Raw genomic sequence first — 11,164 nt, 5'->3', positions numbered from 1 at the left:
GGCCCCATGGAAAGTCGGATATCCATTTACACGATCAATGACAAAAGAGATAGCCTGTCGTTTTTTCAGGGCCGCACCGTCGATGATGTCGTATCTCAAAGGCCTTTTATCCTGGCGTCCGGCGGCAAAAGCCCCCGCCGCAAATATTTCCCGCCGCAACGTACGCTTTGCCCTCGATGAGCGTATTCCCCGTTATTGGTACCGTGACTGGCCCCACGTCACGCGTTTTTTTGATGGCCTGTCGATCATGTTTCCACTCGGCGAAAAGCTGTTCATTGATAGCGTCACGCATTTTCGTACCGAGATAGAAACAGAGGGATCGCTTTGCGACGCGGTTGAAGCGTTTGTTTATCAGGAGGCCTCGCATATTCGCGAGCACAGGCTGTATAACCAGCGACTCGCGGCACAAGGCGCGCCGGTTGAGGCGCTGGAAAAACTGCTGCTGCGCCGACAGGAAGTTGGCAATCGATTGTCGCCAGCGACTCGCCTGGCCATGGCCGCCAGCCTGGAACATTTCACTGCCATTCTCTCCGACCAACTCTTGCGAAATCCCGCTGTTCTCAACGGTGCCGATTCGACGATGGCCATGCTATGGCGCTGGCATGCCATAGAAGAAACCGAACACAAGGCCGTCGCCTACGACGTGTTGTGTCTGGTTGTGCGTCGTCCACTTTGGCGATACCTGATGCGGTGCGGGATCATGCTGGTAATGACCGCGTACTTCGCAGTCGATCTGCTGTATTTCATCTACCAACTTGCAGGCACTGATGGGCAACGCCGTAACTGGCGAGGGTGGGCGCGCTTGCAGTGGTGGCTGTTTGTAAATCCTGGCCCACTGACCCGGGCATTTGCGAGCTGGCTGGCCTGGTTCATTCCTGGCTTTCACCCCAATAAGCTCGACAACAGTGCAGCCCTGGAAACGGCTCGTCTCAGGCTGGATGAATACGCTGGGCCCACGCCGTGAGGCCCCCCTTGTCGGGAAAAAAAACCTGGGTGCCAGAAGGTTTTGACGAATGGCCGCTTCATTTTCCAGCCACGCAATGGGCGAGACCCGCTGCACACCTTGATTGGACAGAGCCATTTATCGCATGCTGGCATGACCCCGCGCCACGTCTTCCTCGAAGTACGTTGGTAGTACTGGTTGCCGGACTGTTTTCCGAATGGTTGCCACGTTGTTTTCAAGATTGCGCCCAGACGCTACGGCGCTCGAACTATCAGGTCCTGCGCATGCCCGTGCGCTCTTCCCGTGGGGTGATGGCTCAAGGAACGTCTATCGACAAGGTACTGACTGCCGAACTCCAGCCAGGCCAGCGATTCGTTGTGTTGGCTCACAGCAAGGGGGGGCTCGATGCGCTTGCGGCAATCTCACGGAACAGCGTCTTGAGTGAGGCGTGTGACGGCGTTGCGTTGGTGCAACCTCCGGCAGGCCCGTCGACGGTGATGGATGAGGTGCTGGGTTGCAGCACGCACCAACCGGCCCAACGATATCCTTTGGATCGCATTCGTCGAGTGTTTGCCAGAATGCCCTGGGTGGCCGATGGCGCACGAGACATCAGCCGCCTGCGCGACCCGCACATTGCTCACCTGCTCGACCATCTGGCCGCTGACCTGCATTGCGCGCATGTCGTCAGTTGGACCTGCGCGCCCTGCTCTGCTCTTGACACGCATCACGCACGCCTCAATGCGCTGCGACCCGGCTGGGCGCATGACGGTCAGTTTTACCTCGACCATCAACGACTCGATGGCATGCCGCAGATTTGCCTGCCGCACCTCGATCACGGCCAGCCTGTCTTGGGCGGTGGTGGATTTGATACAACCCGTTTTTGGTTGGCGCTGTTGAATGTCCTGCACGAGACCAAGCCCGGCCTGGGCTATCAGACGAGATAGATCTCAAACCCCGGAATACGCGCCGCCTCCATCGGTGCCAACGCTGACGCACCGCCGATGCAGGGCGCCGTATACAGGTCCATGGGGATGGCGACGCTACGATAACGGCTCATGGCGGCCCAAAGCGGATCATCGTCATACAAGCACATCTGCATCAACGCGTACTGACCGCGAACGCGCACCCACGCGGCATCCAGCAGTGCAGCGAAAATGTGCGGGTTTCGCTGCCGCACCTGTAAATGCGTCAGGTAGATGTCCCGCAGCGCCTCGCCAGGTGCAGCAATGGCAGGGCGCCCCAAGACTGGCGCGCAGGCGTTGAAAGCCAGGCGAAGTGCCTGGTGTGCCATGGGCAGTTTTTCCAGCACCACCCGCTTGATACGCCCGGCATCCCAAGGGGCGACACAACCGAGCACATTGTTACGGGTGTCCAAGGCCAGGAGAAATGACTCGATTCCGAAGTCCGGCCAGGTTTCCAGGCGTCGCGAGAACTGCGCTTCACTGAAGACGCAACCAAAGGGCTGGCCTGTCGACTCGCGATCGAGAAATGCCCGCAGTGCATCCGTATGGGCCGGCTGGGCTCGAACGATGCGGACGTTTTCCGGCGTTCTTGGCGCGCGACTCCACCCCCGCTGACCATATACGGAGACGTTGCTATAGCCGCGCCAGTGCGAAAGCATGAGCGGATTGGCTCGCCGCCCACCCAGAAGCGAGTGAACTGCGAGCCTGTTGCCGCGAATGACACAGCAATAAGCGTGCAGAGCACCGGTTTCACGGGCCAACGCTTCGAGCCGCACTTTGACCTCAGCCATCCACGACTTCGACAGGCGTCTGTCGGGCACCAGCCGCAGATCCCCCAGATAGGCCACAGGCTCGATACCGCCATTAAGGTAGCCATCGCGGACCACCAGGCTGGCGATGCCTTTGAGTTCCCCCACCTCGCTTTCGGCTATCCAGGTTCGATGGTCCGTGGCGTGACAATGATGCAGCGCGAAATAGTCCGGCCCACGGTCAAACCGCATCGGCAAACCACCCTGCATCGCCCGCTGCGCCTGAAAGTCGAGTAATTTCAGGTTGTCCGCGGCGCTTGCCTGGCGAATCAGCATGGCGATGGTTGAGCGCCAGCAAACAAGCGCAGCACCATCGGCCGAAAATTATTGGGGTGCAGCTCGCACAAACAGACCAACTCATCGCCCGATGCGTAAAGAGGGTTTCTTTCCAGAAAATACACTACGTTTGCCAGACGCAGGTGAGCCGCTGGAACCTGCGCCAATTCCGCGGTCAGCCGACCTTGTGGAACCTTGAAGGACAGAACGCCCGTTTTCGGATCATAGGCCTCACCAAAACGATCGATTGCCAAGTGATCCATCAGTGCCTGAACGCCAGGATTTGTCATCGTCCCGGCTCGGGGCGAATAGTTCAAAGCCATGGCGCCCAAATAACGGTAGGTCCGGTGACCCTTGCAGATCAGAAACCAATAGAGGGGGGTTTCAGACTGCTCCTGCCAGATGTCCCCCGCCAGTCGCATCCAGGCGAAAGCCAATTGCTGGCTTCCCCAGTGTTCACGATCAATGATTGTATCGCCCGAAAAAATCACCCTGATCGGTTTGCCGGCCCAGGTTTTTTCATACAGTTTGAGCGTGGTAAATCCGACGATTATTTCACCCGCATCCCGTAAAACGATGCAGTGGGTCTTTTCCTTGAAATCCTGATCGAACCTTACTCGCGAGGTGTCGGAGTAGGACGCAGAATAAATCTCGAACATCCGATCAATTTCATTCAGATGCAGATGGGCGCATTCAACGGAGGTTGCACTCAAACTCATGGAGACCTTCAGCATCGCAAGCAAGGGGGATGGATATTGGCCAGATCAATCGGCCAATGCAACGTAGACTTCCACTCGCCCTCCTCGTTTACCCAGGCGCCTTGATCATGTCATCCACTGTCGAACACCGTCCTGTCAATGCCTCAAGGGTGACCCGTCCCGTCAGTTGGCTGCTGGTTTATACCGTTGTGACAGGCATCCTGTATTTTCTCGTCACGCATTTCCCGATGGGGCCGGTACGGATTATTCAGCCCGGCGCTATCGATGCGCACATTGCGCAACTGCCTTACACACTGCCCTTGTACCTTAGCTATTTATTGATCATGCCCGCGCTCGTGTTTCTAGGGCGTCACCGCGACTGGCTGCTACCGGCTTTTTTTGCGGCGGCCCTGGCCTCTGGAACCTGCCTGGTGAGCCACCTGTTCTGGCCCACCGTTATAGAGCGTCCGGATAGCACGTCGCAGTGGCTGGCGTGGTTCTACAGCGTTGACTCACCGCTGGCGGCGTCACCCAGCGGGCATGTTGCATTACCGGTGGCCATCAGCGTTGTGCTGGGTTATCTGCGTGTCCGCCAGGCAGGGATCTTCGCGCTATGGAGCCTGATGCTGGCAATCACCGTGTTGACGACCGGCCAGCATGTACTGCTCGATGTGGTCTATGGGGCAGCCATTGGCGCAGCAGCGGGTTTGACGACAATAGCGCTGAATCGCCTGAAGGTGGATTTGCGCACCTTGGGGGCCATCCTGCTTGAGTGGTTGTGCATCATCGTGACGTTGCGCATTGCGCTGTATGTTTCGGACTGGCGTATGTATTGCCTGGCTTTTGTCATTATTGCCGCGCGCCAACATGCATTGTTCATTCTGTACCACGACGCGACTCACTATCACCTGACGCGTCATCGCGGTATCAATGACTTTTTGATCAACGTGGCCATCGGTGTCCCGGGTACGGTGCCCATTGAATTTTATAGACCACTGCACCTTGAGCATCATCAGCACACGGGATCAACGAAAGATCCGGAGCGGCGCTTTCTTTATCACCGCCAGCCATGGAATTTCCGACCGCTGTCCGGGAGCTTATTGCTCAGGCAATTGCTGGGGGATCTGTTCCTTATTAACACGCTGCGTAACCTGCGCGCTTACAGAGATGCGGGCGGGGTTTCACCGAAGATGACACGACCCATTGCTGCTGCGGGCACTATCTGGCTCGCCCTCTTATCTGTCATCGCCTGGCAAACCAGCGCCCAGACCATGATGCTTATCGTGCTGTTATGGTTTTTGCCACTCGCCACCTTGGGAACGCTGCTACAGAAAATCCGTAGCATCGCCGAACACAGTGGTGGACCTGGCGTAACCCCAGGCTGGCAGCAATGGACTTACGCCTGGAAAGTGAGATGTGCAGGCAGGTTTTTCATTTGGCCTTATCACATCAATCTGCACTTGCATCATCATCGCAACGCCAACCATCCATGGCATGCGCTTCCAGGCCTGGTGGAGGCCGACGAGCGTTTGATGGATTCGCGTACGCTTCTTTCCCTGCTCTGGTCTGCGGCGAAGCAAAAAAGCTAATTCCGCCCTCTTTCCGAACCGCGTGAGACATGTGTTATCTGAGTCATTCTTGAAACACTTCTTTATTTAACACACCCTTCACAACGTACTTCAGTAGCAGCCCCTCAAGCCACCAATCCCCTTTTGATAAAAAATACACAAAGCGGCTTTACGTCGAAAAAATCTAAACTATGCTGCACCCAACAAGCAAACAATAAAATAAAAAAGCACACAAGGAGTGATCAATTATTATGCGCAGCCTATTCGCGAACGCAACGATATTATCGCTAATTACACTCTGCTCAGCTTGCGCCATCAGCAATCAGGGAGCTGTTGATTACCGATATAATAGACCCGGCACCCACCAAGGAAGTCTAAACCCAAAATACATTCGCTCTGAAGCCGCAGCGAATCTGATTAGCGCCGGCGACCCGATCACCGTTTCATTGAAGCAAGTTTTCATAAAAGACTTTATAGAATATAGAAGCCTGTTGCGGGTAGTTAGAAACGAACCAACGACCGGGGACATTGCAATCGTTTCCAGCACCTGCGAGGACCCTTGCAATAGAAAGTTTGGAAGCGACGGAATAAAAAACTCCAAGGTTATTTTTTATAGCAATGACGTGCGTCGCGGGCAGTTTCTCAACTTATCAAATCTCCATGGTGTTTTCGGCCCAATAACTTATGGCGGAAACCCTCTGAAACTTGACTTCTATATAATAGAGTTAGATACCGACGGCACCCAATTAAGAAATCTGGCCGCAAACCTTGCCGGGCTCGGCGAAACTTTTTATCCTCCTGCACATCCAGCCACGGCGATCCTTTCATCTTTAGCTGAGGTTTTTATCAAGGATGATCAAGATGACAATATATTTACTTTTTCATTTGACTTGAAAAGCCCGACCGATGAAAAACCTACCGCAAACCCAAGCTCTGCCGCTATTGAGGCCGGAAATTATGTTCTGATAAGAAGCGAAGATCGCACCAAACAAATCCCTTGGTCATCCCTAGCTTACAATGATGCCACAGGAAGAGTTGTCAACTCACGCTGCGCTCTAATGCTCGAACCTGCTGACGATTGCTTCTATACAGATAACTCATATATGGTCATTGAGGTGAGCAAAGCAAAAAACGCGGTAAATAATGATGCTCAGCAGATAATTTTTTCCGCACTGAAATCAAGTATCGCGGCAACTGGACCAAGCCTTTTAAACAATCAATTGACTGCAGAAAAAATGCAGGAAATCAGGAATAGTTTAGAAAGCACCGAGATTCGCGGCCGCGCTGTACACACCCTTAAAACAATCAAGGACAGCCTGCCAGACTCCCAGGAAAGAAAGCTTGCCACCCTGAACTTAGCTTCAATGTGGTTTGATGAAAGCAAAGTGACACTTCCTTCAGACACGTCCATGGTAGCTATCCAGGCTGACGATCTATTAGGGCGGTGCACGGGGTTGTCAACCGAGGACGCACTTTTATATCAAGACGCGATTCGAACCAGGAAAGTGGCAAACAAAGCGGCATTTGTTAACACGCTCGTAGAATGTTCATTCAGCAAATAGAGCGCTTACCATGATATAGCTTCACCCAGGCTAGGCGACTCTGGTGCAAACCTCGCGTTGTTGAAGGGAGTAGACACCCTCGATGCATCCAATGCTGATACGAGCTTCAGCTTCATAGGACACTCATATTACGGAAGTAAGTCGATACTGAGTGACATGGACGATATTTTTCAAAAAAACAAATCAAGCCTGATAATCGTTTTGATCCAGAGCCCGTAGGTAAACCAGCTCCCACTGGACATTCCGTTAACCCCAGTGTCGTTGCTGCTGGCTCATTGCAGCGCAACAGGTCGGCAATCGTCGTTTCACCGGCGCTGGCCGGCCTGATTGCTGCAGAGCGTGAAATGAGTGAAGGCTTGCGGACCGGCTTTCGCCGGTTCCGCGCGTTCATTGTCCTCCCGCGCCCTCATACCGCCGCTGAATCCGCTCCAATTCCCCCGAACGCCGCAACTGCTCCAACGCCCGGGACCACGCCGCCACCACTTCATCCTCACTGTCGGGACTGAAGGCGATGTACAGCGATGAGCGATACAGTTCGATAGGAATCCGTCGCAAGGTGCCCGGGGCGATATCCAGTTGACGGCTGTAATAAGCCACGCCCGCATCAGTGTCGCCAACAATGATCTGGGTGCGACCGGCAAGCAGCATGCGGTAGAGCAGCTTGCTCTCGGTGGCGCTTTTGTCCAGGTTGTTGAAGCCCAGTGACTGCAGCATCTGAGGGACCAGGCCGGCGTGGCGCGTGGTGATCTGCGAGGCGTTAAGGAGTTGTTCCAGGGTGTCCAGCGGCGGCGCATTGGCCAGTTGATAAGGGTGGATGGACTCTTCCACGATCGGCCCGACCCATTTGAACTGCGATTCGCGTTCCGGCGTGCGAAACATGGAATACATGATGGTCTTGGGACGGTGCTTGAGTATCTGGCTGGTGCGCATGCTGGGCTGCAGCAGCACTTCGAAATCATCTCCGGTCAGCGCCATGATGGCCCGGACGATCTCGGTGGTCATGCCGGTGAGCCGGTTGTTTTCCTGGTAGTTGTACGGCGCCCATTCTTCGGTGACGATTTGATACTGCTCAGCCCTGGCAACCGTGCCGAGCAATAGGCAAAACAACGCTGCAGCCGGTATCGAATGTCTCACGCGTACTCCCTGTGGACCGTTCGGTGTTCGTGCATGGGTGGGCCTGATTCACGAAGGCAAGGTAAGCATAGACCCAAACACTTGCCCGGCAGTTGACGCAGTCCACATTCCGCCCCTTAGCAGCCACTGGCGCTTGGTGTAGGATCAGCGCGAACCGGATATCGGCCAACGTGCACGGCGTCTCCCTTTCGCCCTCCTCCTTGTGACCCAGCCCACATGAACCCAATCGATCCCCTGTCGTTGCAACGCATCATCAGCGCCCATGGCGATTTCGAAGGCGCGGCGTATTTCGATGTGGAGGAAAGCCTTGCCCATGAAGTGTTTCCAGACCGCATCGTGTTCCAGACCAACTACCTGGATTACCGCAGCTATGATGTCGATCTTGCCGAAGGCAGCGTGCGTGTGCGCAAGACGCGGCTGGACAATTACCTGCGCGGCCATAAGGCCCAGGTGATCGAGGATGACATGGATGACGAGGATTGGGACGAGCTGGGCAGCCTGTGGCAGCGCTTGAGCCACGACCTGGACACCCAGGGGCAAGGGCCGCAGCCCGATCTGGCCGATACCCTGGCTGACCTGTTCGATAGCCTGTTCGACGAGGCTCACGCGCAAGCACTTATTCAGAACCTGCCGGCGCCTACCGGGCAGTGGGATTGGGCCTGGACGCAAGTCGAGTCAGCGCTCACCGAGACCAATCAATTGGCCGGGTTCGAATGGAAGGAATGGTCGTCCTGCGGCGTCGATGCGGTCAATGCCTTGGCCCCATTGCGGCAGCTGGACATTGAAATTCCGACGCCCGAGCGTAAAACCATCGAGGCGGTCAACCGCGCCGACGATTGGGAACGCGCGCTCCTGCACTACTTCAATGGGCAGCTGGAAACCCATGATTTGAAGTTGCTGGCCATCGGCACGCACTTCGATGAATACCAAGCCTTCGCCTGCCTGCCCATGAATGGCCTGGGCCTGGTCACTGCCCTGGAGATCATGGGCAGGCTGGGCATCGTCTACAAATATTAAGCGACTGGCGCCCGGTGTTTTTGGCCGCTTTTACAAGCCCATAGAGGGCTACCCTCCTTTGAGCCTTGAAGTGACGACATGACAAACTGCGAACACTGCGGCTACCTCCTCCTTGACGACACCGCTGTTTGCCCGCGATGCGCCGGGGAGATGACGTTCCCGGTGGAGCCCCTCGCGCCGGGGGCTCCGTCGAAAGGGCTGAAAATTCTTAAATGGGTGCTTATCAGCATCGTGGTCGCGGTGCTGGCGGCCGTAGCGGTGGTCGTGTGGATCATTAATTCGTTGGGGCCGATGCCTTCGTTTGGTTGAGGGCGATTTCAGGGCGCTTGAACAATACATTGTGGCGAGGGAGCTTGCTCCCGCTCGGCGGCGCAGCCGTCGCACATCGGCCAATGAAATACACCAGGAAGACTCGCGTCGCTCCGTTTGGGGCGGCTGCGCCACCCAGCGGGAGCAAGCTCCCTCGCCACGAACGAGTCACGGCAACCGAAGCGCAACGCAGCTATCCGATTTTCCCATAGTTGCTATCGATGCCCACGCCGTTCTCGTCATCGGCCTCTCTCTCTAATCTGCCCACCAACGCGATCGATGACGATCGCCGCAGATCAAACCGACCTTATGGAGAGAGACACGATGAACACCTTCAACCGCACCCTGGCTGTCGCGACCCTGGCCTTGGCCACCCTCAACGCCGAAGCCGCGTCGCCGGTCCAGGCCGCTGCCAGCGCATCCGCTGTCGGCAGCGTGGTCCAGTCCGCCAGCTACATCACCACCCAGGATGGCGTGCAGCTGTACTACAAGGACTGGGGCCCGCGTGATGGCCAGGTCGTGACGTTCAGCCACGGCTGGCCGCTGGACTCCGACAGCTGGGAAGGCCAGATGATGTTCCTCGCCTCGAAAGGCTATCGGGTGATTGCCCACGACCGTCGCGGTCACGGTCGCTCCAGCCAGCCTTGGGAAGGCAACGACATGGACCACTACGCCGACGACCTGGCGGCGGTGATTGAAGCACTGGACCTCAAGAACGTGACGCTGGTGGGCTTCTCGACGGGGGGCGGTGAAGTGGCGCGGTATATCGGTCGCCACGGTACCGCCCGGGTGAAAAAAGCCGTGCTGGTTTCTTCGGTGCCACCGCTGATGCTCAAGACAGAAACCAACCCTGGTGGCTTGCCTATCGAAGTGTTCGACGGCCTGCGCAAGGCGTCCCTGGAGAACCGCTCGCAGCTGTACCTGGACATCGCCTCGGGCCCGTTCTACGGCTACAACCGCAAGGGCGCCAAGCCGTCCCAGGGACTGATCCAATCGTTCTGGGTGCAGGGTATGCAGGGTGGCAGCAAGAATACCTATGACTCGATCGCGGCCTTCTCGGCGACAGATTTCCGCGGCGATTTGAAGAAGTTCGACGTGCCGACCTTGGTCATCCATGGCGATGACGATCAGATCGTGCCGATCGACGCAGCAGGCCGGGCCTCGGCGGCGCTGATCAAAGGCGCTCGACTGATCGTCTACCCTGGCGCACCGCACGGCTTGACCGAAACCCACAAGGACCGGTTGAACCAGGATCTGCTGACGTTCCTCAAGGAATAAAAGCGCAGATTCCTTGTGGGAGCGGGCTTGCTCGCGAAGGCGTCGGATCAGTCAGCATTGAAGTTGACTGGCCTACCGCTATCGCGAGCAAGCTCGCTCCCACAGGGGTTTGGTTGTGAATCCGGCATTGAGCACACCACCGACCAAACTGTGGGAGCGAGCTTGCTCGCGATAGCGGTGGAACACATTGCCTCTATTCCTCAGACCGCCCCGTACCCTCACGATCCTGCTCATAACATCGGGTAAGCGCAAACGCCGGCAACCAGGACTCACGGCGCACGGTCCAGCTTTCGTAGGTGGGCATCAGTTGATCGGGCGCGTCCAGGGTCCCCAGGTGCACTTCGATTTCGTCGCCCGAGCGGGCAAACAGCGACGAGCCACAGCGTGGACAGAAAAATCGTCCGGCGTAATCCCGGGTTTCACCCTCGATCGTCACCGCCTCCTGGGGAAACACGGCTGCCGCGTAGAACAAGGCCCCGTGATGCTTGCGGCAATCGAGGCAGTGACAAAGACCAACACGATACGGGCGCCCCAAGGCTTCAAGTCGAACGTTACCGCACAGGCAGCCACCGGTGAATCGGTCCATGGTGTATCTCCTCTACAACTGG

The 11,164-nt window shown here is 56.6% G+C and carries 11 protein-coding genes; 7 read left to right on the top strand and 4 right to left on the bottom strand.

The genetic code is table 11. The features are described 5' to 3' along the window. Positions 1–37 precede the first annotated feature (37 nt). A complete protein-coding gene (locus tag ACLH0I_RS11855) occupies positions 38–964 on the top strand; it encodes a metal-dependent hydrolase (protein ID WP_411387155.1) in 927 nt (308 codons plus the stop codon). Between the two features lie 164 nt (positions 965–1,128). After that, on the top strand, positions 1,129–1,887 hold the full coding sequence (locus tag ACLH0I_RS11850; protein ID WP_411387154.1) for a hypothetical protein: 759 nt from the start codon (positions 1,129–1,131) through the stop codon (positions 1,885–1,887). Here the strand turns inward: ACLH0I_RS11850 and ACLH0I_RS11845 are convergent. Both ACLH0I_RS11845 and ACLH0I_RS11840 read right to left on the bottom strand, forming a co-directional pair. Beyond that, on the bottom strand, positions 1,875–2,990 hold the full coding sequence (locus ACLH0I_RS11845; RefSeq protein ID WP_411387153.1) for a hypothetical protein: 1,116 nt from the start codon (positions 2,988–2,990) through the stop codon (positions 1,875–1,877). The two genes, ACLH0I_RS11850 and ACLH0I_RS11845, sit on opposite strands and share 13 nt — an antisense overlap. Further along, positions 2,984–3,709 (bottom strand): hypothetical protein, encoded by a 726-nt coding sequence (locus ACLH0I_RS11840; protein WP_411387152.1) that lies wholly within the window; start codon positions 3,707–3,709, stop codon positions 2,984–2,986. The genes ACLH0I_RS11845 and ACLH0I_RS11840 overlap by 7 nt, the downstream gene beginning before the upstream one ends. A gap of 107 nt (positions 3,710–3,816) precedes the next feature. On the opposite strand from ACLH0I_RS11840, the gene ACLH0I_RS11835 reads away from it, so the two are divergent. After that, positions 3,817–5,277 (top strand): fatty acid desaturase, encoded by a 1,461-nt coding sequence (locus ACLH0I_RS11835; RefSeq protein ID WP_250964458.1) that lies wholly within the window; start codon positions 3,817–3,819, stop codon positions 5,275–5,277. Between the two features lie 230 nt (positions 5,278–5,507). Continuing rightward, the gene (locus tag ACLH0I_RS11830) at positions 5,508–6,818 is read left to right on the top strand and encodes a hypothetical protein (RefSeq protein WP_411387151.1); all 1,311 of its coding nucleotides are present in this window, start codon (positions 5,508–5,510) and stop codon (positions 6,816–6,818) included. Between the two features lie 387 nt (positions 6,819–7,205). Here ACLH0I_RS11830 and ACLH0I_RS11825 read toward each other — a convergent pair whose 3' ends face one another. Next, positions 7,206–7,952 carry a substrate-binding periplasmic protein gene (locus ACLH0I_RS11825; RefSeq protein ID WP_411387150.1) on the bottom strand — a complete coding sequence of 249 codons (747 nt, stop codon included), beginning with the start codon at positions 7,950–7,952 and terminating at the stop codon, positions 7,206–7,208. 216 nt (positions 7,953–8,168) lie between these two features. On the opposite strand from ACLH0I_RS11825, the gene ACLH0I_RS11820 reads away from it, so the two are divergent. From ACLH0I_RS11820 to ACLH0I_RS11810, 3 genes are all read left to right on the top strand, one after another. Then, positions 8,169–8,969, top strand: a complete 801-nt coding sequence (locus tag ACLH0I_RS11820; protein ID WP_411387149.1) for a hypothetical protein — start codon at positions 8,169–8,171, stop codon at positions 8,967–8,969. Between the two features lie 78 nt (positions 8,970–9,047). Beyond that, positions 9,048–9,278, top strand: coding sequence for a hypothetical protein (locus ACLH0I_RS11815; RefSeq protein ID WP_411387148.1), 231 nt, complete (start codon positions 9,048–9,050; stop codon positions 9,276–9,278). 324 nt (positions 9,279–9,602) lie between these two features. Beyond that, positions 9,603–10,556, top strand: coding sequence for an alpha/beta fold hydrolase (locus ACLH0I_RS11810; protein ID WP_411387147.1), 954 nt, complete (start codon positions 9,603–9,605; stop codon positions 10,554–10,556). A 193-nt stretch (positions 10,557–10,749) separates the two neighbouring features. Here the strand turns inward: ACLH0I_RS11810 and ACLH0I_RS11805 are convergent, their stop codons facing one another. After that, positions 10,750–11,142, bottom strand: a complete 393-nt coding sequence (locus ACLH0I_RS11805; protein WP_411387146.1) for a GFA family protein — start codon at positions 11,140–11,142, stop codon at positions 10,750–10,752. Between the last annotated feature and the right edge of the window lie 22 nt (positions 11,143–11,164).

Source organism: Pseudomonas sp. MPB03, from assembly GCF_046605385.1.
Lineage (GTDB): Bacteria > Pseudomonadota > Gammaproteobacteria > Pseudomonadales > Pseudomonadaceae > Aquipseudomonas > Aquipseudomonas zanjanensis.
This window is presented reverse-complemented; position numbering and strand designations above follow the sequence as displayed.